Origin of the sequence: Kitasatospora herbaricolor (assembly GCF_030813695.1) — a bacterium.
Taxonomy (GTDB): Bacteria; Actinomycetota; Actinomycetes; order Streptomycetales; family Streptomycetaceae; genus Kitasatospora; species Kitasatospora herbaricolor.
This window is the reverse complement of sequence record NZ_JAUSVA010000002.1, coordinates 2220500-2245813: the sequence shown is the minus strand read 5'-3', so window position 1 is coordinate 2245813 and position 25314 is coordinate 2220500. Positions and strand designations below refer to the sequence as shown.

Annotated in this window: 20 protein-coding genes and 1 tRNA gene; 12 read left to right on the top strand and 9 right to left on the bottom strand. The window is 74.3% G+C overall.

Translation table 11 applies throughout. From position 1 onward, the window contains the following. Nucleotides 1–88: 88 nt before the first annotated feature. Complete coding sequence (locus J2S46_RS10175; protein ID WP_229912793.1) at nt 89–2542, top strand: Tex family protein; 2454 nt, start codon at nt 89–91, stop codon at nt 2540–2542. 122 nt (nt 2543–2664) lie between these two features. Here the strand turns inward: J2S46_RS10175 and J2S46_RS10170 are convergent, their stop codons facing one another. After that, entirely contained in the window at nt 2665–3411 is a 747-nt protein-coding gene (locus J2S46_RS10170; protein WP_191290522.1) for a TetR/AcrR family transcriptional regulator, read from the bottom strand. Nucleotides 3412–3525: 114 nt separating this feature from the next. On the opposite strand from J2S46_RS10170, the gene J2S46_RS10165 reads away from it, so the two are divergent. The 3 genes from J2S46_RS10165 (at nt 3526) to J2S46_RS10155 (ending at nt 6953) form a co-directional block, all read left to right on the top strand. Next, nucleotides 3526–4215 carry an NADPH-dependent FMN reductase gene (locus J2S46_RS10165; protein WP_191290523.1) on the top strand — a complete coding sequence of 230 codons (690 nt, stop codon included), beginning with the start codon at nt 3526–3528 and terminating at the stop codon, nt 4213–4215. A 40-nt stretch (nt 4216–4255) separates the two neighbouring features. Beyond that, nucleotides 4256–5974, top strand: a complete 1719-nt coding sequence (locus tag J2S46_RS10160) for a DHA2 family efflux MFS transporter permease subunit (RefSeq protein ID WP_191290524.1) — start codon at nt 4256–4258, stop codon at nt 5972–5974. 586 nt (nt 5975–6560) lie between these two features. Continuing rightward, the gene (locus tag J2S46_RS10155) at nt 6561–6953 is read left to right on the top strand and encodes a transglycosylase family protein (protein ID WP_307349532.1); all 393 of its coding nucleotides are present in this window, start codon (nt 6561–6563) and stop codon (nt 6951–6953) included. 116 nt (nt 6954–7069) lie between these two features. Here J2S46_RS10155 and J2S46_RS10150 read toward each other — a convergent pair whose 3' ends face one another. Both J2S46_RS10150 and J2S46_RS10145 read right to left on the bottom strand, forming a co-directional pair. Continuing rightward, the gene (locus J2S46_RS10150) at nt 7070–7636 is read right to left on the bottom strand and encodes an NUDIX hydrolase (RefSeq protein ID WP_191293006.1); all 567 of its coding nucleotides are present in this window, start codon (nt 7634–7636) and stop codon (nt 7070–7072) included. 128 nt (nt 7637–7764) lie between these two features. Further along, a complete protein-coding gene (locus tag J2S46_RS10145) occupies nt 7765–8178 on the bottom strand; it encodes a RidA family protein (protein WP_191293007.1) in 414 nt (137 codons plus the stop codon). 166 nt (nt 8179–8344) lie between these two features. Between J2S46_RS10145 and J2S46_RS10140 the strand changes: the two genes are divergently transcribed. Next, nucleotides 8345–9346, top strand: coding sequence for a Rossmann-fold NAD(P)-binding domain-containing protein (locus J2S46_RS10140; RefSeq protein WP_191293008.1), 1002 nt, complete (start codon nt 8345–8347; stop codon nt 9344–9346). A gap of 29 nt (nt 9347–9375) precedes the next feature. On the opposite strand, the gene J2S46_RS10135 is transcribed toward J2S46_RS10140, so the two are convergent. From J2S46_RS10135 to J2S46_RS10125, 3 genes are all read right to left on the bottom strand, one after another. Next, nucleotides 9376–10809 carry an SDR family oxidoreductase gene (locus J2S46_RS10135; RefSeq protein WP_191293009.1) on the bottom strand — a complete coding sequence of 478 codons (1434 nt, stop codon included), beginning with the start codon at nt 10807–10809 and terminating at the stop codon, nt 9376–9378. A 126-nt stretch (nt 10810–10935) separates the two neighbouring features. Continuing rightward, nucleotides 10936–11008 (bottom strand) — tRNA-OTHER (locus J2S46_RS10130). A 102-nt stretch (nt 11009–11110) separates the two neighbouring features. Beyond that, entirely contained in the window at nt 11111–12049 is a 939-nt protein-coding gene (locus J2S46_RS10125; RefSeq protein WP_191293010.1) for a site-specific integrase, read from the bottom strand. 135 nt (nt 12050–12184) lie between these two features. On the opposite strand from J2S46_RS10125, the gene J2S46_RS10120 reads away from it, so the two are divergent. After that, nucleotides 12185–12835: a LysE family translocator gene (locus J2S46_RS10120; protein WP_191293078.1), complete on the top strand. Its 651-nt coding sequence runs from the start codon at nt 12185–12187 to the stop codon at nt 12833–12835. Nucleotides 12836–12910: 75 nt separating this feature from the next. Here J2S46_RS10120 and J2S46_RS10115 read toward each other — a convergent pair whose 3' ends face one another. Beyond that, nucleotides 12911–14422: a carbohydrate binding domain-containing protein gene (locus J2S46_RS10115; protein WP_191293011.1), complete on the bottom strand. Its 1512-nt coding sequence runs from the start codon at nt 14420–14422 to the stop codon at nt 12911–12913. A 394-nt stretch (nt 14423–14816) separates the two neighbouring features. Then, nucleotides 14817–15554, bottom strand: a complete 738-nt coding sequence (locus J2S46_RS10110) for a VOC family protein (RefSeq protein ID WP_191293012.1) — start codon at nt 15552–15554, stop codon at nt 14817–14819. A 287-nt stretch (nt 15555–15841) separates the two neighbouring features. Here J2S46_RS10110 and J2S46_RS10105 point away from each other — a divergent pair, with 287 nt between their 5' ends. The 5 genes from J2S46_RS10105 (at nt 15842) to J2S46_RS10085 (ending at nt 23233) form a co-directional block, all read left to right on the top strand. After that, nucleotides 15842–17512, top strand: coding sequence for an FAD-binding oxidoreductase (locus tag J2S46_RS10105; RefSeq protein WP_191293013.1), 1671 nt, complete (start codon nt 15842–15844; stop codon nt 17510–17512). Between the two features lie 209 nt (nt 17513–17721). Then, nucleotides 17722–18750, top strand: coding sequence for a sigma-70 family RNA polymerase sigma factor (locus J2S46_RS10100; RefSeq protein WP_191293014.1), 1029 nt, complete (start codon nt 17722–17724; stop codon nt 18748–18750). Between the two features lie 32 nt (nt 18751–18782). After that, complete coding sequence (locus J2S46_RS10095; protein WP_191293015.1) at nt 18783–19640, top strand: NAD(P)H-binding protein; 858 nt, start codon at nt 18783–18785, stop codon at nt 19638–19640. Nucleotides 19641–19743: 103 nt separating this feature from the next. Further along, the gene (locus tag J2S46_RS10090) at nt 19744–20409 is read left to right on the top strand and encodes an NAD(P)-dependent oxidoreductase (RefSeq protein WP_191293016.1); all 666 of its coding nucleotides are present in this window, start codon (nt 19744–19746) and stop codon (nt 20407–20409) included. 466 nt (nt 20410–20875) lie between these two features. After that, nucleotides 20876–23233, top strand: coding sequence for a glycosyl hydrolase family 18 protein (locus J2S46_RS10085; protein WP_307349525.1), 2358 nt, complete (start codon nt 20876–20878; stop codon nt 23231–23233). Nucleotides 23234–23316: 83 nt separating this feature from the next. On the opposite strand, the gene J2S46_RS10080 is transcribed toward J2S46_RS10085, so the two are convergent. After that, a complete protein-coding gene (locus J2S46_RS10080; protein WP_191293017.1) occupies nt 23317–24102 on the bottom strand; it encodes an alpha/beta fold hydrolase in 786 nt (261 codons plus the stop codon). A 256-nt stretch (nt 24103–24358) separates the two neighbouring features. Between J2S46_RS10080 and J2S46_RS10075 the strand changes: the two genes are divergently transcribed. After that, on the top strand, nt 24359–25219 hold the full coding sequence (locus J2S46_RS10075) for a helix-turn-helix transcriptional regulator (protein ID WP_191293018.1): 861 nt from the start codon (nt 24359–24361) through the stop codon (nt 25217–25219). The last annotated feature ends 95 nt before the right edge of the window (nt 25220–25314 follow it).

Below are 25314 nucleotides of genomic sequence, written 5' to 3'. Positions count from 1 at the left end.
CGCGGCCCCGGGGCTGCCAGAATGCTGGGCGTACATGCTGGGCGTACGGCGCCGGCAACGCGGCGACACTGGAGAAGGTGACCGGCTAGTGAGCACGGCAGTCGAACAGGCGGCCCAGCGGGCGGTGGAGCGCAAGATCGCCGAGGAACTCGGCGTCCGCGAGGGGCAGGTGAAGGCGGCGGTCGACCTGCTCGACGGCGGCTCGACCGTCCCCTTCATCGCGCGGTACCGCAAGGAGGCGACGGGCGAACTCGACGACGCCCAGCTGCGCGCGCTGGAGGAGCGGCTGCGCTACCTGCGCGAGTTGGAGGAGCGCCGGAGCGCGATCCTGGAGTCCGTCGAGGCGCAGGGCAAGCTGGACGACGTCCTGCGCGGGCAGATCCTGGCCGCCGATTCCAAGGCCCGGCTGGAGGACATCTACCTCCCGTTCAAGCCCAAGCGCCGCACCAAGGCGCAGATCGCCCGCGAGGCCGGCCTGGAGCCGCTCGCCGACGCGCTGCTCGCCGACCCCGGCCTGGACCCGCAGGCCACCGCCGACGGCTACCTCAACGAGTCGGTCGCGGACCGGGCCGCCGCGCTGGAGGGGGCCCGGTCGATCCTGGTCGAGCGCTTCGCGGAGGACGCCGACCTGATCGGCACCCTGCGCGAGCGGATGTGGACCCGCGGCCGGCTGGTCGCCACCGTCCGGGACGGCAAGGAGCAGGAGGGGGCGAAGTTCTCCGACTACTTCGACTTCGCGGAGCCGTACACCAAGCTCCCCTCGCACCGCATCCTGGCGATGCTGCGCGGCGAGAAGGAGGAGGTCCTCGACCTCGAACTCTCGCCCGAGGACGGCCAGGACTCCGGCGACCTGCCCGGCCAGAGCGACTACGAGCAGCGGATCGCGGCCCGCTTCGGGGTCGCCGACCACGGCCGTCCGGGCGACAGGTGGCTGGGCGACACCGTCCGCTGGGCCTGGCGCACCCGCATCCTGGTCCGGCTCGGCATCGACCTGCGGACCCGGCTGCGGCAGGAGGCCGAGGACGAGGCCGTCCGGGTCTTCGCCGCCAACCTGCGCGACCTGCTGCTCGCCGCCCCCGCCGGCACCCGCGCCACGATGGGCCTGGACCCGGGCTTCCGTACCGGCGTGAAGGTCGCGGTGGTCGACGCCACCGGCAAGGTCGTCGCCCACGACACCATCTACCCGCACCAGCCGGCCAACAAGTGGGACGCCTCGGTCGCGACCCTCGCGGCGCTGGCGAAGAAGCACGACGTCGACCTGGTCGCGATCGGCAACGGCACCGCCTCCCGCGAGACCGACAAGCTCGCCGAGGACCTGATCAAGCGGCACCCGGAGCTGAAGCTCACCAAGGCGATGGTCTCCGAGGCCGGTGCCTCGGTTTACTCCGCCTCCGCGTACGCCTCGCAGGAGCTGCCCGACCTCAACGTCTCGATCCGCGGCGCGGTCTCCATCGCCCGGCGGCTGCAGGACCCGCTGGCCGAGCTGGTCAAGATCGACCCCAAGTCGATCGGGGTCGGCCAGTACCAGCACGACCTCAGCGAGTTGAAGCTCTCCCGCTCGCTGGACGCGGTGGTCGAGGACTGCGTCAACGCCGTCGGCGTGGACGTCAACACCGCCTCGTCCCCGCTGCTCACCCGGGTCTCCGGCATCACCGGCACGCTGGCCGACAACATCGTCGCCCACCGCGACGCCAACGGCCCGTTCAGGACCCGGCGGGCGCTCAAGGACGTCGCCCGGCTCGGCCCGAAGGCCTTCGAGCAGTGCGCCGGCTTCCTGCGCATCCCCGGCGGGGAGGACCCGCTGGACGCCTCCAGCGTGCACCCCGAGGCCTACCCGGTGGTGCGGCGGATCCTCGCCGCGACCGGGGGCGACCTGCCTTCGCTGATCGGCAACAGCAGCGCTCTGCGGGCGCTGCGCCCCGGCGACTTCGCGGACGACACCTTCGGCGTCCCGACCGTCACCGACATCCTCGGCGAACTGGACAAGCCGGGCCGTGACCCGCGCCCGGCCTTCAAGACCGCGACCTTCAAGGAGGGTGTCGACAAGATCGGCGACCTGGAGGTCGGCATGGTGCTGGAGGGCGTGGTCACCAACGTCGCCGCCTTCGGCGCCTTCGTGGACGTGGGCGTCCACCAGGACGGCCTGGTGCACGTGTCCGCGCTGTCGAAGAACTTCGTCAAGGACCCGCGCGAGGTGGTCAAGCCCGGTGACATCGTCAAGGTCCGGGTGACCGCGGTGGACGTGCCGCGCAAGCGGATCGGGCTGACGCTGCGACTCGACGACGAGGTCGGCCGGCCGCAGGGCGCCGGCGCCGGCGGCGGCGGTCGGGAACGCGGCGGCGACCGGGGCGGCGAGCGCGGACCGCGCCCGCCGCGGCAGGACCGGCGCGGCTCCGGCGGTGGCGGCTCCGGCAGCGGCTCCGGCGGTGGCGCCCCGGCGGGCAACAGCGCCATGGCGGACGCGCTGCGCCGGGCCGGTCTGGCCGGCGGCTCGGGGCCGGGTCAGGGTTCGGGCTCCGGCGGCAGGTCCGGGCGGCGCTGAGCACTGCCGCACCGCAGCAGCACGGAACGGCATCGGCAACGGGCCGGCGGACACCTCGTCCGCCGGCCCGTTCCCGTTCCCGTTCCCGTGGCCTTCGGGCCGTCCGTCCCGGCCAGGCCGGGTCAGATGCCCATCCGGGCGGCGATGCCGTCGAGGACGCAGTCCAGCCCGGTCTCGAACTGCCACTGCGGGTCGTCCTTGCGGGTGGCGTTCAGGGCGTACCGGTGGAAGGCCGGGTAGCGGCCGGTGCTCATCAGCCAGGTCATCTGCGGGGCCAGCCCCGTCCGGGTGTCGTGCCCGCTGGTCCAGCCCCGCTTGCGCATCTCCCGGAGCAGGTCGACCTCGGCCTCGGCCGCGCCCTTGGCGTACGCCGTCACGGTGCGGAAGACGGCCATCATCCGGTCGGCGTCGAGGCCGAGGTCGTCGAGCGCCGTCAGGACCCGTTCCGGTACGGCCAGCTGGTTCGGGGTCAGGGCGAGGACCGAGGCCTGGGCCATCCAGGGGTGGTCCAGCAGCAGGGCCCTGGTCCGTAGGGCCAGCGTGCGCATGACCTCCCGCCAGTCGGCGCCGGTCCCGGCGGGGGCCAGCTCGCCGTAGACGAAGTCGACCATCAGTTCCAGGAGTTCGTCCTTGCCGGAGACGTACCGGTAGGCGGCCATCGGGGCCACGCCCAACTCGGTGGCCAGCCGGCGCATGGTGACGGCGTCGAGGCCTTCGGCGTCGGCCACGCCGACCGCGACGGCGGCGATCCGCTCCGGGGTGAGGGTGGAGCGCGGGGCGGGCGCCGGGCGTTCCAGCCGCTCCCAGAGCGAGGTCAGGGGCTTCTCCTCGCCCTTGGCCCGGCTGTCCGGTTGCTGGTCGGCGGGCATGGCGGGCTCCTCTGTCCGGGGGTCTGTGTACAGCGTATCAGCAGTAGACAACGTACATACTGCTGTGTACGTTGTATCTCGATCGATACGGCGTACACATCGAGGGGGATTCCCATGACCACGACGCACCGAACGGCGCGGGCGGCCGATCAGCGGGACGTGACCGTTCAGCGGGACGTGACCGCCGCGGCAGCGGCGGGCGAACCGGCCGGCCCGGGCGAGGACCGGCTGCGGGTCGCGGTCGTCCTCGGCAGCACCAGGGCGGGCCGGTTCGGCCCCGTCGTCGCGGACTGGCTGCTCCGCCGGGCCGCCGAACGCGGGGGACTGGAGACGGACCTCGTCGACCTGGTCGCGACCCCGCTGCCCAGCGCCTTCCCGGCCTTCGGCGCGCCGCTGCCCGCCGACGTCCAGGCGCAGTTCGCCGCCGTGTCGCCGCGACTGGAGAGCGCCGACGCCTTCGTGATCGTCACGCCCGAGTACAACCACAGCTTCCCGGCGCCGCTGAAGAACGCCATCGACTTCCACACCCACCAGTGGCACGCCAAGCCGGTCGGCTTCGTCTCGTACGGCGGGCGCTCCGGTGGCCTGCGGGCCGTCGAGCAACTGCGGCCGGTGCTGGCCGAACTGCACGCCGTCACCGTCCGCGAGACCGTCAGCTTCCACGACTACGGCGACAAGTTCGACGCCGACGGCCAGGTGCTCGACCCGGCCGCCGACGGCGCCGCCAAGTCCATGCTCGACCAGCTGGCCTGGTGGGCCCACGCCCTGCGCGAGGCCAAGCGCCTGCGCCCCTACACCGCCTGACGGCGCCGGCCACCGGACCGAGGGGACAGGAGTGAACGGCATGAAGGACGCGAGCGGCACGAAGAGCGCGAGCGGCGGGCAGGGTCCGGGTGGCACGAAGGACGCGAGCGGCGGGCAGGGCCCGGGCGGCACGAAGGGCATGGGCGATCTGGCGAGGACGAGCGGCATCACCGGCGCGAACGCCGTGCCACCGGACCCGGCCCGCCCGCCGCTGCCCTACCCGGGCATCCTCGGGCTGATGCTCGGCATCTTCCTGGCCACCCTCGACGGGCAGATCGTCAGCACCGCCCTCCCCACCGTGGTGGGTGACCTCGGCGGCCTCGACCGGCTCTCCTGGGTGGTGACGGCCTACCTGCTGACCGCGGCCGCGGCCACGCCGATCTGGGGCAAGCTCGGCGATCTGTACGGGCGCAAGGGCGCCTACCTGTCCTCGGTGGTGATCTTCCTGGCCGGCTCGGTCCTCTCCGGCCTGGCCCAGGACATGAACCAGCTGATCGCCTTCCGGGCCGTGCAGGGGCTCGGGGCGGGCGGGCTGATGGTCGGCGCGCTGTCGATCATCGGGGTGCTGGTGGCCGCCGAGGACCGCGGGCGGATCCAGTCCATGATCGGCGTGCTGATGCCGGTCGCCTTCGTCGGCGGGCCGCTGCTCGGCGGCTTCCTCACCGACCACCTGAGCTGGCGCTGGGCGTTCTACGTCAACCTGCCGGTCGGCGCGATGGCCCTGCTGGCCGTCGGCACCGGGATCCGGTTGCGGACCGCCCGGACCAGCGTCCGGATCGACTTCGCCGGCGCGGCTCTGCTGACCGTCGCCATTCTCGGGCTCACCCTGCTCAGCAGCCTGGGCGGCGGCTCCTACCGCTGGACCTCACCGCAGGTCCTCGCCCTCGGCGCGGTGAGCGCCGCCGCCCTGGCCTGGTTCGTCCGGGTGGAGCGGCGGGCCGCCGAGCCGGTCATCCCGCCCCGGCTCTTCCGCAGCCGCACCTTCGCCGTCTCCCAGCTGCTCAGCTTCCTGGTCGGCGCGGTGATGCTCGCCGTGATGATCCACCTGCCGCAGTACCTGCAGTTCGTCCGGGGCGCCTCCTCGACCACCGGCGGCCTGCTGCTGCTCCCGCTGATGCTCGGCATGCTCGGCGCGCAGCTCGCCACCGGCCGGTACCTGGACCGGCCCGGCGCCCGGCAGCGCCGCCCGCCCGTGCTCGGCGGCGCCCTGACCCTGGCCGGCGCGCTGCTGCTGCTCCTGCTCGGCCGGCAGACCCCGACGGCGCTGGTCTCGGCGCTCACCCTGGTCAGCGGCGTCGGGATCGGCCTGGTCATGCAGAGCACCATGCTCAGCACGATGACCAGTGCCGCACCCCGCGACATGGGCGCCGCCACCGGCACGGTCACGCTGGCCCGCACCATCGGCGGCTCGCTCGGGGTCGCCGCGCTCGGCGCCGTGTACACCGGCCGGACGGACGCCGTGCTGGCCGGGCGGCTCGGGCGGGAGGCCGCGGACCGGCTGGTCGGAGGCGGACGGCTGACTCCCGCCCTGCTCCGGGAGGTTCCCGCCGCCGTCCGCACGGCCGTCCAGGATGCCGTGGTCAGCGGCCTGCACGGGGTCCTGGTCGGGGCGGCGCTGCTGTCCGCCGTCGTCCTCGGTGCGGCCTGGCTGCTCGGGGAGACCCGGTCCGGGCCGGTGGGGGGCCTGGGGCCGGCGGGCGGGCAGCGGGCAGAGGGGGAGCCGGTGGGCCGGGACCGGACCGGGGCCGCCGCGGAGTGACGGCCGCCGTACGGGCCCTGCCGCCCCGCGGGGCCCGTACGGCGGCCTTGCGCCGTCGGAGCCTGCCCGAGTCTCCGGGAGTTGGTGGTGTTGGTGGCGTTGGGTGTGGTGGGTGTTGCGGTGGGTGGTGGTTGTGGTGGGGGTCACGGTGGTGGGTGGGTGTGGGGGTGGGTTGTTGGGCGGTGGGTGGGGTGGTGGTGACGGTGGGTGGATGGTGTGGTGGGGCTCACGTGGGGTGGGGTGTGAGCGGGGGCACGTGGGGGGCTGGTTGGATCTTGGTTTTGGGGTGTTTTCAGGGGGTTCGGGGGGTTTTTTCTTGATCGGTACGGTCGGTAACGGGCGGCTGGCCTGGGGGAACGTGGGATTGCTTGATGTAAACCTGCTGGGTCCGTAGCTTCGTTGTTGTCGGTGCAGCGAGCACCGCCCGGGTTCATCCCGCAGCACGGCCCCGCCGGGTTTCTTCCGGCAGGTTGCGTCCTCCGACGTGGCCGGGGTCGTTGCTCGTCCAGTCGAGGCGTGGAAAGTCGGCCCCTGTCGTAGGGGTCTGGTTCCGTGTGCCTGCCCGGGGTTCTGGAGAGGACTGTGCATGATCTTCCGTAACGAGACCGCCGCTGCCACCACCAGGACCGCCGTCAAGCGCAACCGTGTGCGGACGGCCCTGATGGCGGGCGCCGTGCTGGCCCTGCCGGTGGCAGGCCTCGTCACGGCCAACTCCGCCTCCGCCGCTCCGGCGTCGACCTGGGACAAGGTCGCGCAGTGCGAGGCGACCGGCAACTGGGCGATCAACTCGGGCAACGGCTTCTACGGCGGTCTGCAGTTCACCTCCTCCACCTGGGCGGCGTTCGGCGGCACCGCGTACGCCCCGCAGGCGCACCAGGCCACCAAGGCGCAGCAGATCGCCATCGGCGAGAAGGTCCTCGCCGCCCAGGGCCCCGGCGCCTGGCCGGTCTGCTCGGTCAAGGCCGGCCTCACCAAGTAGCACCCCCGGCGACAGCCACCGCAGCCGCACCAAGGGGCCTGGTCCCGCTCCCACGAGCGGGACCAGGCCCCTTCGGCGTACCCGTGGCCCGCCGACCACGCCGGACGGCGGCCGGTTCAGGGTCGCGAGTGCGACTCCACCGCGAGCTGGACGAGCTCCCGCCACCAGCCCTCGCGAGCCCGTACCAGCAGGCGCCCGGCCTCCTCCGGGTCGACCGCCCGCACCTCGACGACCTCCTCGCCGTCGGCCGGGTTGGTCGGCGCCGAGTCGACGTCGACCTCGGCCCATCCCCAGAGCCAGGCCTTCTCCGGGTGCGGCTGCCACGGCCGGTACGGGACGGGGTCGTCCGTCACGCATCTGTGCGCGCCGATCCAGACCGGCGGGCCGGTCAGCCGGGCGCCGGCCTCCTCGCGCAACTCGCGGGCCAGGCAGGACTCGACGCTCTCGCCCGCCTCCCGGGTGCCGCCCGGGAGGAACCAGTGGCCGCGGGCGTCGCGGCAGAGCACCACCCGGTCGTCGGAGAACCCGACCACGTGAATGTTGGTGATCAACTCGTCCGGCGGGAGGGCCGACGAGAACTGGGCGTCGTAACCACCCCAGGTCCAGCGCTGCGGGGCATGCAGCAGCGGGAACCGGGAGGCCAGGTCGGTGAGTTCCGTCGCGGTTTCCGTGGTATCCGTCATTGACTGATCGTAGTGCTCGGGGGCTGGTGGAGTGAGTGCCTGTCAGATCATTGGCACCTCGCGCGCGTCGCGGCCCATTCCGGCCCCGGGCCGCGGTAGGCGGCCGCGGGCCGCGCGGCGGGCTCCCGTCAGCAGGGCGGCTCGGGGACCACGGCGAACGCCTCCACCTCCAGCAGCAGTTCGGGGCGGAACAGGGCGGCGACCTGCACGGCCGAGCTGGCGGGCAGCCGCCCGGGGTCGACGAACTCGTCCCGGACGGGCCGGATCGCCGGCAGGTGACCGATGTCGGTGACGAAGTAGGTGAGCTTGACGACGTCGTCGAAGGTCGCGCCGGCGGCGGCCAGGCACCGGCGCAGGTTCTCGAACACCTGCCGGGTCTGCGCGGCCGGATCGCCCGCACCCACCAACTGCCCCCGCTCGTCGAGGGCCACCTGCCCGGAGACGGCGACCAGGCGGCCCGTCCCGGTGACGACCTGGGTGTAACCCGTGCCCGGGGCGACACCCTCGGGGGCCGCGATGTACGTGAGCTGCGATTCGGTCATGGGCGACATCCTCACCCGGGGAGCCGCGCCGCTCCAGCGAATTGCGGGCCGGCCGCCGGACAGGCCCGGGCGGGCCGGCCGCTCCCCGGCCCCGTCCGCTCACAGCGATTCCGCTCTGAGCGTGCCGGGGTTCGAACGGCGGCCGCGGGCGGGCAGAGTCGCCGGTATGAAGCTACTGGTACTGGGCGGGACGGAGTTCGTGGGCCGGGCCGTCGCGGACGACGCACTGGCACGCGGCTGGGACGTCACCGTCCTGCACCGCGGCCACCACCCACCGCCGGCGGGCGTCACCGCCCTGCACGGCGACCGGACGGCGCCGGGCGGCCTGGCCGCGCTCGCCGGGGGCGAGTGGGACGTCGTCGTCGACACCTGGCACGCCGCGCCGTCCGCCGTCCGGGACAGCGCCCGGCTGCTCGCCGACCGGGCCGGGCACTACGCGTACGTCTCCAGCCGGTCGGTCTACGCCTTTCCGACGCCGGCCGGCGGCGCCGAGGACGCCGCCCTGGTCGAGGGTTCGCCGGACGCCGGCCCGGTGGAGTACCCGGCGGCCAAGCGGGGCGGCGAACTCGCCGCCGAGGCGGCCTTCGGCGGCCGGGCGCTGCTGGTCCGGGCCGGGCTGATCCTCGGCCCCGGCGAGAACGTCGGCCGGCTGCCCTGGTGGCTCGACCGGATCGCCCGGGGCGGCCGGGTGCTCGCCCCGGGGCCGCCCGGGCTGACCGTCCAGTACATCGACGCCCGCGACCTCGCGGCCTGGACCCTGGACGCCTCGGTGCGCGGCCTCGGCGGTGCGTACAACGTGGTCGGCCGGCCCGGGGAGACCACCATGGGCGACCTGCTGGAGACCTGCGCGCAGGTCACCGGGAGCGGCGCCGACCTGCGCTGGAGCGACCCGGGGCGGATCGTCGACGCCGGCATCGAACCGTGGACCGACCTGCCGGTCTGGGTCCCGCCGGGCGAGCTGCACGACACCATGCACCGGGGTGACGTCACCAGGGCGTTCGCCGCCGGCCTGCGGATCCGCCCGCTAGCGGAGACCGTCGCCGACACCTGGGAGTGGCTCCGGCGCCGCCGCGCGGAGGGCCTGGCGGAGGGCGGCCCGATCCGCGAGGACCTCAGCCGCTGCGGCCTGGACCCGGACACCGAGGCGCGGTTCCTGCGCGGGGAGTAGCCGCCGGGGCCTGCCGGGCTCCGTGCCGGTCACCACCGGGCCTCCCGGTAGTCCTTGAGGAACACCCCGGAGACCGGCGCCCCGGCCTCGCCGCGGACGATCGGGTCGTAGACCCGGGCGGCGCCGTCGACGATGTCCAGCGGGGTCCGGAAGCCCCGGTCGGCGATCCTGGACTTCTTCGGCGCCGGGTTCTCGTCGGTGATCCAGCCGGTGTCCACCGCGCACATGTGGACGTCCTGGGCGGCGAGTTCGGCGGCACTGGTGCGGGTGAGCATGTTGAGGGCGGCCTTGGCCATGTTGGTGTGCGGGTGGCCGGCCGACTTGTTGCGGACGGCGAACCGCCCCTCCACGGCCGTGACGTTGACGATGTAGCGGCGGGGGTGCGGGGAGGCGAGCAGCAGCGGGAGCAGCCGGTCGCAGAGCAGGGCCGGGGCCAGCGCGTTGACCAGCTGGGTCTCCAGCAGCTCGGACGGGTCCAGGTCGCCGAGCCGGACCGACCAGGAGTTGGCGGGCGCCGGGTCGGGCAGCAGCCCGGCCTCGTCCGCCGCCGGTGCCGGCGGGTGCGCGGCGAGCGGCCCGGTGCGGGGGAGGGGCAGGACCGCGCGGGCGTCCAGTTCGGCGGCGGGCCAGGCGGGTGCCAGTGCGGGCATCGGGCGGAACCCGGGGGCGTGGGTGACCGCGCGGGCGGCTTCGGAGGGCAGGGCGCGGTGCTCGCCGGCGGCCAGCAGGGCGTAGGACTGAGGCGGCCGGCGCAGGGTCTGGGCGGCGTTGTTGACCAGGATGTCGAGCGGGCGGCCGTCCGCGCGCAGGCCTTCGCAGAGGCCGAGCACCTGGCGGGGGTCGCGCAGGTCGATGCCGACGACGGAGAGCCGGTCCAGCCATCCGGCGCTGCCGGGGGCGGCCCGGAACCGGCGCAGGGTGTCGTGCGGGAAGCGGCTGGTGACGATGAGTTCGGCGCCGTCCCGGAGCATCATCAGGGCCAGCTGGAACCCGATCTTGACCCGGCCGCCGGTGAGCAGGACGCGGCGCCCGCGCAGGTCGGTGCTCAGCCCGCGCCGCCGGGCGTTGTCGCGGGCGCAGGGCGGGCAGAGCGAGTGGTAGAAGCGGTCGGCCTGACGGTATGTCGACTTGCAGACGTAGCAACGCCGGTGCCGGAGGTACTTGCCGACCGGGGCGGCCTCGGACGGCAGGGTGAGCGGCGCGTCCTCCCGCCGGTCGCGTGCGCCGGTCGCGGTGGCCTCGACCAGCGCGGCGTCCGCCCGGCGCTCCCGCTCCCGGCCCGCCTGCCGCCGCCGCTTGCGACCTTCCCGGACGAAGGAGCCGGCCTCCTGCTCGGCGCGCCACCTCGCCGGGTGGGTGACGGGCAGGGCCCGCAGCCGTCCGAGGGTGCGGGAGAACGCGGCGAGTTCGTCCGCCGTCGGGACGCCTTCGGCCGTGGGGCCGTCCGGCCCGTTCCGGGTCATGTCCGCACCGTCCTGCACTGCCGCTCCCCGTGTCGTTCGCGCCGGTGGGCCCGACCGGACGCGGGCCGGCGGGCCGGAGCCGTGCCCCGGGGTGCCGGCCGCCGCGCAGCGGGGCCCGAAGTGCTGCCCGGGCGGCCGGATTCGAACCGGCGTGTCCACCCCGCGTACGGCGGTGCGCCTGCCTCTGCGCCACACCCGGGCAGTGCCGGTGAGGCTACTACGGCCGATATGACTTGCACGATTGAGTTATTAACGGGCCCGGTGCCGTCCAGGCCTTCGGCCCCCCGGGACCGGAACCGGGCTAGCCGGTGCCGGGGGGCCCGTCGATGATCCGCCGCAACTGCTCCATGGTCGGCAGCGGCCGGGCGCGCGGCCGGCCCGCGTTGATCCGGAGCGCCGCCCGGTCGAGCGCCCGGCGCAGGCCCTGCGGCTGGAGCGGCACCCCCTCGGGGCGCCGGGGCGTACCGCCCTCCACGCTCGGCCGGCCGGTGTGGTTCGGCAGCAGCGAGACGAAGAGGAAGTCGTGGTGCGGGTCGACGCCCTGATCGGGGTGCAGCGCGTACCAGGCCCGCAGGGCCGCCACCAGGCGCTCGCGGACGGGGAGGTAGCGGGCGAGGGCGCCCCGGGTGGGCGCGGACAGCCCGATCGGCTCGCCCGGCCCGGTGCCGGGGCCGGCGAGCCGCTGCGGGTTGGGGCGCAGCCGTACGGCGCGCAGGCCGGGCGTGAGGTCGGCCAGCCGGATCGCGGCGAGCTCGCCCGAGCGGCCGCCGGTGTCCAGGCAGATGCCGATCGCGGCGAGGATGCGGGCGTGCCCGTCGTCCAGCAGCGGCCGCCGGTTCTGCGCGCGCAGGTACGCGCGCAGGGCGGTGGCCTCGCGGGTGGACGTCCCCGGCTTCAGGGGCGGAGCCGGCGTGCGGTGCCGGAGGTCGTAGGGGTGGCCGGCCTGCTCGGAGAGGCGGTTGAGGCAGCCGACCCGGACGCGGTTGGTGGACGCGGAGGTCGGGCCGGCGGCCGTCGTCGCCGCGCGGTAGCGGCCGGCCTCGGCGTGCTCCAGGAAGGTGTCGAGCTGGGCCGTGGTGAGGGGCGCGCGCGGGTCGGCGGGCAGGTCGCCGGCGGCGGCCGCGCGCTCCAGCTCCCCCAGCACCGCGACGTACTGTCGCAGGCGCTCAGGGGACAGGTCGCCGGCCCGGGCGGCGAGGGCGGCGTGGGCCCGGCGCAGGTCCCGCAGCCCGAGGTGCATGGCAGCACTCTACGGCGGCACCCCACGGAGGCGGGTCCGGGAGCCGCCGCCCGGCGGGGGACCCGCGCGGCCGTCCGTCTAGGATCGGCACAACCCGGCGGTCGGCGGCGGGGGCGGGGGGAGGCGGGCGTGACGGTGATCGGTGCCGGGGCGGTGGCGGGGATCGCGGTGGTGGCCTTCGGGATGGTGCTCACACCGGGGCCGAACATGATCTACCTGGTGTCGCGCTCGGTGGCGCAGGGCCGCCGGGCCGGGCTGATCTCGCTGGCCGGTGTCGGGTTGGGCTTCCTGACCTACCTGTTCGCGGCCACCGCCGGCATCGCCGCGGTGTTCGCGCTCGTCCCCGAGATCTACCTGACGATCAAGCTGGCCGGCGCCGGCTACCTGCTCTGGCTCGCCTGGAAGGCCGTCCGGCCCGGCGGGGACTCGGCGTTCGCCCCGCGCGAGCTGAAGTCCGACCCGCCCGCCCGGCTGTTCGCCATGGGGCTGCTGACCTGCCTGCTGAACCCGAAGATCGCGATCCTGTACGTGTCGCTGCTGCCCCAGTTCGTGGAGCCGCAGCGCGGCCACGTCGGGGTGCAGAGCCTGCTGCTGGGCCTCACCCAGATCGTGGTCGGCCTCACCATGAACGGTGTCTTCGTGCTGACGGCCGGCTCGGTGTCGGCCTTCTTCGCCCGCCGCCCGCTCTGGACCAGGGTGCACCGCTACCTGATGGGCACGGCGCTGGCGGCCTTCGCCGTGCGGATCGCCGCCGACCGCTCGCGGGCCGTCGTCGCCGCGCCCTGACCGCCGGCCCGACGCCCGGAGGGCCGGGCCGCGGGGATCCCTCCCGCGGCCCGGCCCCCGGTCCGGGGCGGCCGGTCAGCCGGTGTACTGCGCGAAGATCTTCGAGAACTCGTACGGCTGCTGCGCGATGTTGGTGCACTTGTAGAGCGCGCCGGTGCAGGCGTTGGCGTCCCGGGTGGCGTCCCAGAAGGCCAGCACGCCCAGGTGGTGCGACTTGGCGAAGGAGACCAACTGCTGGGCGTCCGCCTGGTTGTAGATCTGGTGGTCGTCGTTCTCGCCGATCATCGGGGTGACCCCGACGGCGGACCACAGCTGGGCGTCGCTCTTGGCCGGGTAGAGCGCCTTGAGCTGGTTGTAGGTGCCCTGGGCGGCCTGCACCGCGGCGTCCCCGTAGTCGGAGCCGGCGCGGTAGTAGTCCATCGCCATCACGTTGACCAGGTTGACGTCGACCCCGGCGTCACGGGCCGAGCGGACGATGGCGACGCCCTCGGCGGTCAGCCCCTCCGGCAGGACGGGCAGCGTGAAGGAGACCTTCAGGCCCGGGTTGGCCTTCTGCAGCTTGGCCAGGGCGGCCGAGCGCCGGTCGTTGGAGGCGGTGTCGGCGATCGCCGCGCCCTCGATGTCGAAGTCGACGTACTTCAGGCCGTAGGCCTTGACGACGGCGTCGTACTCGGCGAACAGCGCGTCCACCGAGCCGCAGGCGGCGGCGAGTTCGGTGCCGCTGGCGCCGCCGAAGGACACCTTGACGTCACCGCCCTTCGCCCGCAGGGCGTCGATCTGGTCCTTGGCCCAGCCCGTCCGCGGGTCGTAGGCGTTGAACCAGCTGGCCTTGCAGCCGACGCCGGTGACGAATCCCATGGTGAAGGACTTGAGGTTGCCGGCGGTCGCCATCGCGGGCAGCGAGGGGGTGGGCCAGGCACCCATGTCGACGTACGGCGCGACCGGCACCGGGACGTTGGGGACGGGCGCGGTCGGCGTGCTGGTGGCCGTCGGCGTGGCGGTCGCGGTCGGCGGGGCACTGGTCGGCGCGGGGCTGGTCGGCGGAGTGGTGGGGTTGCCGCCGGGGCCGCTGAGCACCACGTCGTCGGCGCTGTACGCACCCTGCCCGTACCAGCCGTGCAGGTAGACCGTGACGCTGGTGGTGGCCGCGCCGGTGGTGAAACTGGTCGACAGCTGCTGCCAGTTGCCGCCGCCCGGGGTCCAGGTGGCCGGGTCGGTGACGCCGCTGCCGGTGGCGCCGAGGTAGACGTAGGCGCCCTGCACCCAGGCGCTGAGCGTGTACGTGGTGCTGGGTTTCACCGCGACGCTCTGGCCGCACTGGGCGGTGTCGCTGTTGCTCGCCGCCCCCTTCAGGGCGTACGAGCCGGTGCGGGCCGGGCTGCCGACGACCGAGCCGGTGCCGCCCGAGCAGCTCCAGGCGCCCAGCGAGCCGCTCTCGAAGCCGGGGTCGGCGAGCAGGTTGGTGTCGGCGGCGCTGGCGTTGACGGCGACGGTGACCAGGGTGCCGGCGGCGAGCGCCGAGGCGGCGGTGAGGGCAAGGAGCTTGGCGCGCCGGGGAGTTGTCCGGCGGTGATGCGCGCGGGCCATGGGGGAGCCTTCCGGGACGGGGCTCGCCGTTGCCGGGCGCTGGTGGGGGTGCGCCGGGCGGCGGGTCGGGGGCTGTTCCGAGCGGGGGGTTCGCGGTGCTAGCCATCAAAGTGGACTAGACCAACTGTGCACGTCAAGAACCTCGGCGGCCCTTAGGCCCGGTTTAAGGTTCCGCCGGGCCCGTCCGCGGGGCTTCACCGACGACCTCCGCCAGCCCCCCCAGTGCGGCGACGGGGTCATGATCGCCCTCGGCGACCAGGCGCCACCCGGCAGTCCGGGACCGGGAAGTCCGAGGACGCGCGCCGCATCGCCGGGGGAGCCCACCCCCCGGCGCGGCGCGCTGACGCCATGTGCTCCGCGCCGCCGATCCCGACGCCCGAGCCGTTGGGCAGGGTCAGCGAGGGCTCAGCAGGCAGAACTCGTTGCCCTCCGGGTCGGCCAGAACCGTCCAGGAGATCGCGGACCGGTCGTGGTCGGGGTCGGTGGCGCCCAGGGCCCGCAGTCGGGCCTCCTCCACCGCCGGGTCGTCACCGGGGTAGGGGCAGACGTCGAGGTGGACGCGGTTCCACCCGCTCTTGGTGTCCGGGGTGCGGACGAACTCCAGGTAGGGGCCGACGCCTTGGGCGGAACGCATGGACGCGTGGTGGTCGGTGACCTCGTGCGGCGTCCAGTCCATCGCCTCGTCCCAGAACCGGGCCATCCCCCGAGGGTCGGTGCAGTCGACCACCACCGCGGCGATCGGCCCGGTGTCCCGGTAGATCGGGCGGGGCTCCAGGACGCAGAACTCGTTGCCCTCCGGGTCGGCCATGACCGTCCAGGGGACGTCGCCCTGACCCACGTCGGCGAGCGTCGCGCCGAGGTCCCTCAGGCGCGCGACCAACTCCGCCTGGTGGGCGGTCGAGGTGGTGGCCAGATCGAGGTGCACCCGGTTCTTCCCCGTTTTGGGTTCCGGGCGGGCGACGATGTCGATGCAGACGGCCACGGGGTCGGGATAGGCGAAGCCCACGGGTTCGAGGTTGGTCACGCCCGGGCCCTCGCTGTCGACGCCCCAGCCCAGTGCCTGCGCCCAGAACCGGCCGAGGGTCGAGTCGTCCTGGGCCTTCATGTTGATCTGCACGAGTCTCGTTGCCATACCGAAGATCCTAGAAGCCGCCGCCGGCCGGGCAGCAGCGGCCGGGCACCGCTCGCCACCCGTCCGGGACGGCGCCTTCCGCCGGGCCCGCGCGCGGGTGCCGCCCGGGGTCCGCCGCCGCCCGGAGTGTCGGACCGCCGGGGGTGCGGGGGTGCCGTGCTAGCTTCCATTCGATTTCCCATGAACAGTTTTGAGGATTCGTCAGCGAATCGTGCCTGCTTTTCCTCGGCGAATCAGATCATTTCGTGTGGTTTTCGCAGAACTGCAGGGCGAAGGAGATCCGGCACATGAGCCAAGACATTTCCCGACGAGGACTCCTGGGCACGGCGGGGGCGGTGGCCGCCGGAGCCTCGCTCGGAGTGTTCGCCACCGGCGCCCGGGCCGACTCCGCCGTCCCCGCGCCGGGCGGGCCGGCCGATTCCGGCGCGCAGCTGCGGGTGCTCCCCGGTGACGGGCGCTACCAGGCCCTCAGCCAGGGCTTCAACCAGCGCTGGACCAGCGAGCCGCGCTACATCCAGCTGATCACCAGCGACGCGGAGGCGGTCGCCGCCCTCAACGGCGCCCTGCGCCAGGGCCTGCGGCCCACCGTGCGCAGCGGCGGCCACTGCTACGAGGACTTCGTCGAGAACACCGGCGGCGCCATCCTGGACCTCAGCCTGCGGAAGGGTGTCGGCCGGGCCCGCGACAAGTACGGCCGGACCGCCTACTGCGTGGAGGCCGGGGCCAGCCTCTGGGACGTGTACACCGAACTGTTCCGCAAGTACGACGTGACGATTCCGGGCGGGTCCTGCTACTCGGTCGGGGCCGGCGGCCACATCTGCGGGGGCGGCTACGGCGTCCTCAACCGGCGCGACGGGCTCACCGTCGACCACCTCGTCCAGGTCGACGTGGTGACCGTCAGGGACGGCCGGGCCGAGATCACCAGCGCCCACCGCGACGACCCGGAGGGCTCGGACACCGCCCACCTGTTCTGGGCGCACACCGGCGGCGGGGGAGGGAACTTCGGTGTGGTGCTGCGGTACTGGTTCACCGAGAGGCTGCCGACCCCGCCGCCGCGGGTCTGGCTCAGCAGCATCGCCTGGCCGTGGGTCGACCTGCTGAAGAACCCGGACGACTTCCCCCGGCTGCTCGCCAACTACGGCGAGTTCTTCGCCGCCCACAGCGGCCCGGACGAGCAGGTCTACCAGGACCTCTTCAGCATCCTGAAGCTCACCCACAAGAGCAACGGCAACATCGCGCTGTTCACCGAGTGGGTCCGCGACGACGTCGGCCCGCTGGACGAGTTCCTGCGGGCGATGCAGGCCGGACTGACCACCGGTGCCACCGTCCAGACGACCGGCGCGGGCGGCCTGTTCCTCCCGCTGCCGGAGAAGCGCCGGCAGATGCCGTGGATGGAGGCGACCATGACGCTGAACGGGTCGGGCGCCAACCAGCGGGGCAAGTACAAGTCCGCCTACCACCGCAAGCCCTTCTCGGCCGGGAACGTGACGGGCATCTGGAACTGGCTGACCCGGGACGACCCGGGCGTCGACCTGACCCAGACCCTGGTCCAGATCGACTCCTACGGCTGCCGGACGAACGCCGTCGACCCTTGCGCGACCGCCGTCCCGCAGCGGGACTCGTTCATGAAGCTGCAGTACCAGACGTACTGGACCAGCCCCGCCCAGGACCAGGCGCACCTGGACTTCCTCAGCGGCTTCTACCGGGAGGTCTACGCCGAGACCGGCGGCGTGCCCGAGATCAGCGACGCCGCCCACGACCTGGGCACCGACGGCGCGTACGTCAACTACCCGGACGTCGACCTCGGCACCACCGCCGACCCGGCCCCGCTCTACCCGCGGCTGTACTACAAGCAGAACTACTCGCGGCTGCAGCTGGCGAAGGGCATCTGGGACCGCGGGAACGTCTTCCACCACCAGCAGTCCGTCTCCGCCACCGGCAGCACCCCGGGCGGCTGACGGCCGGACCGGCCCGGGCGGACCCCGGGCCCGGGTCCCGCACGGCCCCGGTACGGCCCCCGGGCCGGCCGGGGCCTTCGGCGCGTCCGGCGGGTGGGGCGCGGCCCGGGTCGGCGCTCCGGTGAGACCTGCGTCACAGCCCCGGGTCCGGATGTCACATTCGCGGGGCCGCGGGGCTCACAGATGGCGACCGCGAAGGAGGCCCCACCATGACCGACGTCCCACCGCCCGGCAGCCCCCGGGAGGACAGCGGGCGGCAGATCCCGCCGGTGCCGGGGGAGGGCGCGCCCGAGGAGGAGCCCGACGCCGGGGCCGACGCCACCGAGGTGTTCCTCGGGCACCGTGAACTGCTGTTCTCGATCGTCTACAACATGCTCGGCAGCGTCGCCGACACCGAGGACGTGCTCCAGGAGGCCTGGCTGGCCTGGGCGGCGCGGGCCCGGGCGGCCGGCAGGGCCGAGGCCGACCGGATCGAGCACCCCCGGGCCTACCTGGTCCGGATCGCGGTCAACAAGGCCCTGGCCCGGCAGGCCGTGATCAGCCGCCGCCGGGAGACCTACATCGGCCCCTGGCTGCCGGAGCCGTTGCCCACCACCCTCGCCGACGGCCGGCGGCCGCCCGAGGAGGGCGGCGAAGCCGTGGACCGGGCCGAATCGGTGTCGATGGCCCTGCTGGTGGTGCTGGAGACCCTCACCCCGCTGGAGCGCGCCGTCTTCGTCCTGCACGAGGTCTTCGGCTACGCCCACACCGAGACCGCCGAGATCCTCGGCCGCCGCCCCTCGGCGGTCCGCCAGCTCGCCCACCGCGCCCGCGAGCACGTCCGGGCCCGCCGTCCCCGCTACCAGGCCGACCCCGGGCTGCGGCAGCAGGTCACCCAGCGCTTCGCGGCGGCGGTGTACGACGGGGACCTCCCGGCGCTGCTGCGGCTGCTGGCCCCGGACGTCACGCTCTGGGCGGACGGCGGCGGCAAGGCCGTCGCGGCCGGGCTGCGGCCGCTGCACGGCCGGGACAAGGTCGCCCGTCTGCTGACGCGCCGGGGGCCGGGCCTGGCCCCCCGGCTGGACATCCGCTTCCAGCAGGTCAACGGCGGCCCCTCGGCGGTCCTCCTGATCGCCGGCTCGCCCTTCGCCGTGCTGGTGCTGGACCTCGACCCGGACGGCGAGACGGTCCGCGGCATCTACTTCGTGACCAACCCCGACAAGCTCGCCCGGCTCGACCCGGCCACCGGTCGGGCCTGAACGCAACGGCCGGTACCTCGAAAGGAAAGACGATGATCCTGATAACCGGCGCCACCGGCCCGGTCGGCCGCCCGCTGACCGCCGCCCTGCACTCCCGCGGCGCCGCCGTCCGCGCCGTCACCCGGGCCCCCGCGACCGCCGGCCTGCCCGCCGGCGTCGAGACCTTCGGCGGCGACCCGTCCCGGCCGGCCTCGATCGCCCCCGCCCTGGACGGCGTCACGGCCCTCTTCCTGCACCCGCGCGCCGTCGGGGACGCCGCCGCCGAACTCGTCGCGCTGGCCCGCGAACGCGGCGTCCGGCGGGTGGTCGCGCTGTCCGCGCTCAACGTCGACGACCCGCTGGACCAGCAGCCCTCCCGCTTCCGCGGGGACCGCAACAAGGAGGCCGAGGACGCCGCCGCCACCGGCGGCCTGGCGTGGACCAGCCTGCGGGCGAGCTCCTTCGCCGGCAACGCGCTGACCGCCTGGGGCGCCCAGATCCGGGCCGGCGACGTGGTCCGCTACGTCCACCCGGGCTTCCAGGAGTCACCGCTGGACGAGCGGGACCTGGCCGAGGTGGCGGCCCGCGCGCTGCTCACCGACGAGTACACCGGCCGGCGGCTGGAACTGCCGGGACCGCGGTCGCTCTCCCACCGGCAGATGGTGGCCGTCCTCGGCGAGGTGCTCGGCCGGCCGCTGCGGCTGGTGGAGGTCCCGCCCGAGGACGCCGTACAGGGCATGCTCCGCCAGGGCCTGGCCGAGCCGTTCGTCCGGGCGCTGATGGCCAGGTACGCCGCCCACCTGGAGCGGCCCCAGCACCCCGGGACGGACCAGCTGCGCGCCGTCCTCGGCCGCCCGGCCCGCACCTTCGCCGACTGGGCCGCCGACCACGCGGACGCCTTCCGGGTCTGAGCGCACCCGCGCCCCGACGGGCGCGCGAGCGTGACCGCAGGCCCGCCGGACCGGGCAGATCCGACTGCCCCCCGATCCCCGCCCTGAAGAGAGGCAGACCGACATGAAGATCGTCATTCTCGCGGCCACCGGCGGCATCGGCCGCGAACTCCTCGACCAGGCCCTCGCCGCGGGCCACGAAGTCACCGTGGTGGTCCGCAACCCCGACCGGCTGTCCCGGCCGGTGCGCGCCGTGCGGGCCGACCTGGCAGCCGCCGACCCCGGCGCGCTGGAGGGCGCGGTGGCCGGGGCGGACGCCGTCCTGTCCGGCCTCGGCGCACGGTCGAGCGCCGAGGCCGGCGTGGCCTGGCGCGGCACCCGGGCGATCACCGCGGCGATGACCGCGACCGGCGTCCGCCGGATCGTCGTGGTCAGCGCCGCGCCGATCGGCACCGTGGCCTCGCCGGGCCGGCCGAACCCGCCGCGCCGCGACCCGGGCGACGGCTTCCTGATGAGCCGGCTCGGCACCCCGATCGTCCGGGCGGCGCTGCGCAAGCACTACGCCGACCTGGCCCGGATGGAGGACGTGCTGCGCGCCGGCACCCTGGACTGGACGGTGGTGCGCCCGCCCCGGCTGACCGACAAGCCGCTGACCGCCGACTACCGGACGGCCTACGACCGGAACATCCGCGGCGGGGCCTTCGCGTCCCGGGCGGACGTCGCCCACCTGATGCTGCGCGTCCTCGGCGAGCCGGAGAGCGTCGGGCACACCGTCGGCATCGCCAACTGACCTGTGGGTTTGCTGATGTCAGCAGGACGGTGCATCGGATCCAGCGGCAGGCCGAGGTCGGTGTGGCCCGGCCTGCCCGGACGGCCGGGCCTGCCTTGTGGCCGCAGCCGGGGCCGGGGCCCGGGGTTCGGGGCGGGGCGCTACGGGGTGGAGCGAAATTCTCGATGACCGAGCGTCACCCGGGCGGCCCGCCCGGCTCCGGTCCGCCGGTCGAACCGCCGCAATCCCGGGCAGGCTGTTGACCCAGTGTCAGCAGAGGCCCGGCGGCGTGCGGCCCCGTCCTCGGAACCGCCCTTGACGCGATGATTGGTCCAGTCCAATCTTTGGGTGCGGCGCCGCCCCACCGCGACGTCGCTCCGCGGGCCCCGCCTCACCGGGAGCCCGTCGCACCTCCATGCCCGGGCTCCCCGCCGATCCATCCCGGGTCGCTGCACCGCCGGAAACCCCACTGTCCGGAGGACTGTCCATGCTCGACCGAGCCATGCCCGAACGCGCGTCCGCGCACCGGGCCAACCCGAGCCGCAGAGCCGGAGCGCTGGCCCTCGCGGCCGTGCTCACCACCGGAGGCGCGGCCCTCGCCACGACCTTCGGCTCCGCCTCGGCCGCCACCGTGAACCTGCTGACCAACCCGGGGCTGGAGACCGGCACGCTCAGCGGCTGGAGCTGCTCCAACGGCTCCGTGGTCACCACCCCCGTGCACAGCGGCTCGTACGCGCTGAACGGCGGCGCCTCGGCGTCCGACACCGGCCAGTGCCAGCAGACGGTGGCCGTCCAGCCCAACACCGCGTACACCCTGTCGGCCTGGGTCCAGGGCAACTACGTCTACCTCGGCGCGACCGGGACGGGCGTCAACTCCACCGTCTGGACACCCTCGTCCGCCGCCTGGAGCCAGCTGTCCACCACCTTCACCACCGGGGCGAGCACCACCTCGGTGACCGTCTTCACGCACGGCTGGTACGGCCAGGGCGCCTACAAGGCGGACGATCTGAGCCTCGCCGGGCCCGGCGGCTCGACCGCGAGCCCGAGCGCCTCGGCCAGCGCTTCCGCCAGCGCTTCCGCCGGCCCGTCCTCCAGCGCCTCCCCGTCGAACAGCGCCGGCCCGACCGCCAGCGCCAGCCCGTCGAACAGCGCCGGCCCGACCGCCACCGGCACGGCGACCGCCACCGGCACGGCGACCGCCACCGCGACCACCACCGGCGGGCCGACCGGCGACGGCAAGGTGACCACGCCGACCGGGGTGACCGTCGGCAAGGTGACCCACAACGCGATCGTGCTCAGCTGGAACGCGTCCACCGACAACTCGCAGAACGGTGACACCCCGGCCTACAAGGTCTGGGCCGGCGGCCAGGTCGTGGCGACCTCGATGGGCACCCAGGTGGCGATCACCTCACTGCTGCCGAACACCTCCTACACGTACACCGTGCAGGGGTACGACGCGAGCGGGCACGCCTCCGGCCAGTCCGCGCCGGTCTCCACCACCACGGCGGCCGCCCCCGCCGCGAAGCCGGTCAAGTCGGCCTACTTCGACCAGTGGGGCATCTACGAGAACGCCTACTTCCCGAAGAACGTCGGCAGCAGCGGCGCGGCGGGCAAGCTGGACGTCATCACCTACGCGTTCGGCAACGTCCACCCCACCTCGCACACCTGCTTCGAGGCGGTCAAGGCCTCCGACGCGGCGCACGAGGACAACCCCAACGCCGGTGACGGCGCCGGTGACGCGTACGCCGACTACCAGGCCACCTTCGCCGCCGCCGACAGCGTGGACGGCACCGCGGACAGCTGGGAGCAGCCCATCAAGGGCAACTTCAACCAGCTCCGCCAGCTCAAGGCGAAGTACCCCAACCTCCGGCTGACCATGTCGCTGGGCGGCTGGACCTACTCGAAGTACTTCTCCGACGCGGCCGCCACGGACACCTCCCGCAAGGCCTTCGTCTCCTCCTGCGTCGACATGTTCCTCAAGGGCAACCTGCCGAAGAACATCGCCGGTGACGCCTCCGGCGGCGTCGCCTCGGCGGCCGGCCTCTTCGACGGCATCGACATCGACTGGGAGTACCCCGGCTCGCCCGGCGGGCACACCGGCAACCACTACTCGGCCGCCGACAAGGCCAACTTCACCCTGCTGCTGAAGGAGTTCCGCACCCAGCTGGACGCCTACGGCGCCACCGTGGGCAAGAAGTTCCTGCTCACCGCGGCGCTGCCGAGCGGCCAGGACAAGATCGGCTACATCGAGACCGACAAGATCGGCGCCTACCTCGACTACGCCGACATCATGACGTACGACATGCACGGCGCCTGGGACGCCACCGGGCCGACCAACCACCAGGACCCGCTGCACGACAGCCCCGCCGACCCGACCACGCCGATCGCCCCGGGCACCCGCAAGTACAACGTGGACACCACGCTCACCGCGTACACCACCGGCCTGCCCGAGTACGGCGTCACGGGCGGCTTCCCGGCGGCCAAGATCGTGCTCGGCATCCCGTTCTACTGGCGTGGCTGGACGGGCGTGCCGGCCGGCGCCAACTTCGGCCTCTACCAGAGCGCGACCGGCCCGACGGCGGCCAAGCCGCTGAGCGCGGAGTCCGGTCTCGCCGCCTGGAAGGAGCTGACCCCGACGGCGGCCAACACCCACTGGGACGCCACCACGGAGAGCTCGTGGATCTACGACGGCACCAACTTCTGGACGGGTGACACCCCGCAGGCCGTCCAGGCCCGCGCGGCCTACGCCAGGAGCAAGGGCCTGGGCGGCATGTTCGCCTTCGCCCTGGAGAACGACGACGCGTCCGGCACGCTGCTGAACGCCATCGCGAGCGGCCTCCAGTAGTCCCGGCGGCATCCCTGGCAGCACCCCCGGCGCCGGGGGTGCTGCCGGCGGCCGGCCCCGGACGCCGGGCGGGCCGGTGCGGCTCACGCCGGGTCGACGAACTCGGCGACCAGCTTCACGAACTCGTCCTCCTTCTCGAAGAAGGCGACATGCCCGGCGTCGATCTCGGCGTAGCTGCTGCGGGCGATCGAGGCGTGCAGCGCCCGGCTGTTCTCCACCGGCACGGTGGCGTCCAGGGTGCAGCCGATCACCAGGGTCTCGGCCTCGATCCGGGGCAGCAGCGCGCGGATGTCGATCCGGAGGTCGAGGTCCACGTGCCGCAGGGTGCCCGGCGTGGGCGGCATGTTGGGGATCAGGGCCTCCACCTCCGCGCGGCCGATCGCGTTGAGGAAGCCGCGGCTGAACCCGGTCATGGCCACGCTCCGGCCGAAGGAGGCGGGGTCGCTCACGCCGAGGTTGCTCCACAGGGTGAAGAGGTTCCGCAGGTACTCGTCGCCGTCGGTGTGGGCCCAGCCGGCCACCAGGACCAGGCGCCGGACCAGGTCGGGACGCAGGGCCGCGACGGCGGCGGCCACCGGGGAGCCCATCGAGAAGCCGAGCAGGTCCACCGGGCCGTCCGCCACCTCCTCGACGACGGCGATGACCTGGGCGGCGAGGCCCTCCACGGTCAGCGGCCCGCCGCCGTCGGTGGTCCGGTCGGTGCCGGAGAGGTCCGGGGTGACCACCGTGCGCCCGGTGAAGCGGGGGGCCGTCCGGCCCCAGGTGAGTTCGGCGCCGGCCGAACCCGTGCCGTGCACGAGGACGAGGACGGGGCCCGAGCCGGTGCTCCGGTAGTGGACCTGGGCGTCGGCGACGGTGACGGTGGCCATGTGCTGCTCCTTCGGTGCCCGGCGCCTGCGGCGTCGGTGCCCGGCGCCTGCGGCGCCGGCGGGGTGGTCGCCGGTCGTTCGCTCCGGCACCGAGAACACTGCCGCGGCCGGGTCGCGGCCGGGAGAGCCCCGCCGACCCTGGGACCGGCAGTCCCAGGCTGGGCGCGGCGGCCCCCGACCGGAGCCTGCCGCCCTGTCAGCTGCCTTTCTGTCCAGGGGAGAAGGCGCTGGTCACGGCCCCGGAGGATCCGGCAGGATGGGCGGTATGACGATCGACCGACGAGAGCTCGCCGACTTCCTGCGCCGTTCCCGGGACCGGGTCCGCCCGCAGGACGCCGGCCTGCCCGCCGGCCCCCGGCGGCGCATCCCGGGCCTGCGGCGCGAGGAGGTGGCCCAGCTGGCCGGGATGTCGGCGGACTACTACATCCGCCTGGAACAGGCCCGGGGCCCGCAGCCCTCGCCCCAGATGCTCGCCGCGCTGGCCCGCGCCCTGCGTCTGAGCACGGACGAGCGGGACCACCTGCACCTGCTGGCCGGTCACCGGCCGCCGGCCGGGCGGGTGGCCGGCGACCACGTCGCCCCCGGCCTGCTGCACCTGCTCGACCAACTCCCGGGCACACCGGCGCAGGTGCTCGGCGAGCTGGGCGACGTGCTGGCCCAGAACGCGACGGCCCGCGCGCTGCTCGGCGGGGTGTGCACGGTCTCCGAGCACGGGCGGAACGTGGTCTGGCGATGGTTCGCGGACCCGGCCGCGCGGGCTGCCTACCCGGCGGAGGAGCACGAGCACTACAGTCGGGTCCATGTCGCCGACCTGCGCGCGGCCGTGGGCCGCCGGGCGGGCGACCCGGCCGCAACCCGCCTGGTGGAGCGGCTCCGGGGGGCCAGCGAGGAGTTCGCCGGCCTCTGGGAGCTGCACGAGGTGGCGGTCCGCCGGCACAGCCGGATGCGGGTGCTGCACCCGGTGATCGGGCCGGTCGACCTGGACTGCCAGATCCTGCTCGCCCCCGAGGGGGACCAGCGGCTGGTCCTGCTCACCCCGCCGCCGGGGAGCGACACGGCGGACCGCCTGGCCCTGCTCCGGGTGGTGGGCACCGAGCAGTTCGCCGGGGTGGACTGAGCGGGGAGCCCGAAGGCCCGTCGGCCCCCGGGCGCGGGTCGACGCCGCAGTGCGCCGCGCCGAGCCGATCATGCTTGCCTTCGAGCGCACTCGAA

Coding starts and splice junctions, on each gene's coding strand:
- J2S46_RS10135 (WP_191293009.1), bottom strand. CDS start 10,809: ATGACCCGGAACGGGCCGGACGGCCCCACGGCCGAAGGCGTCCCGACG.
- J2S46_RS10145 (WP_191293007.1), bottom strand. CDS start 8,178: ATGACCGAATCGCAGCTCACGTACATCGCGGCCCCCGAGGGTGTCGCC.
- J2S46_RS10170 (WP_191290522.1), bottom strand. CDS start 3,411: ATGCCCGCCGACCAGCAACCGGACAGCCGGGCCAAGGGCGAGGAGAAG.
- J2S46_RS10150 (WP_191293006.1), bottom strand. CDS start 7,636: ATGACGGATACCACGGAAACCGCGACGGAACTCACCGACCTGGCCTCC.
- J2S46_RS10110 (WP_191293012.1), bottom strand. CDS start 15,554: ATGGCAACGAGACTCGTGCAGATCAACATGAAGGCCCAGGACGACTCG.
- J2S46_RS10155 (WP_307349532.1), top strand. CDS start 6,561: ATGATCTTCCGTAACGAGACCGCCGCTGCCACCACCAGGACCGCCGTC.
- J2S46_RS10100 (WP_191293014.1), top strand. CDS start 17,722: ATGACCGACGTCCCACCGCCCGGCAGCCCCCGGGAGGACAGCGGGCGG.
- J2S46_RS10105 (WP_191293013.1), top strand. CDS start 15,842: ATGAGCCAAGACATTTCCCGACGAGGACTCCTGGGCACGGCGGGGGCG.
- J2S46_RS10090 (WP_191293016.1), top strand. CDS start 19,744: ATGAAGATCGTCATTCTCGCGGCCACCGGCGGCATCGGCCGCGAACTC.
- J2S46_RS10115 (WP_191293011.1), bottom strand. CDS start 14,422: ATGGCCCGCGCGCATCACCGCCGGACAACTCCCCGGCGCGCCAAGCTC.
- J2S46_RS10165 (WP_191290523.1), top strand. CDS start 3,526: ATGACCACGACGCACCGAACGGCGCGGGCGGCCGATCAGCGGGACGTG.
- J2S46_RS10140 (WP_191293008.1), top strand. CDS start 8,345: ATGAAGCTACTGGTACTGGGCGGGACGGAGTTCGTGGGCCGGGCCGTC.
- J2S46_RS10080 (WP_191293017.1), bottom strand. CDS start 24,102: ATGGCCACCGTCACCGTCGCCGACGCCCAGGTCCACTACCGGAGCACC.
- J2S46_RS10095 (WP_191293015.1), top strand. CDS start 18,783: ATGATCCTGATAACCGGCGCCACCGGCCCGGTCGGCCGCCCGCTGACC.
- J2S46_RS10085 (WP_307349525.1), top strand. CDS start 20,876: ATGCTCGACCGAGCCATGCCCGAACGCGCGTCCGCGCACCGGGCCAAC.
- J2S46_RS10125 (WP_191293010.1), bottom strand. CDS start 12,049: ATGCACCTCGGGCTGCGGGACCTGCGCCGGGCCCACGCCGCCCTCGCC.
- J2S46_RS10075 (WP_191293018.1), top strand. CDS start 24,359: ATGGGCGGTATGACGATCGACCGACGAGAGCTCGCCGACTTCCTGCGC.
- J2S46_RS10160 (WP_191290524.1), top strand. CDS start 4,256: ATGAAGGACGCGAGCGGCACGAAGAGCGCGAGCGGCGGGCAGGGTCCG.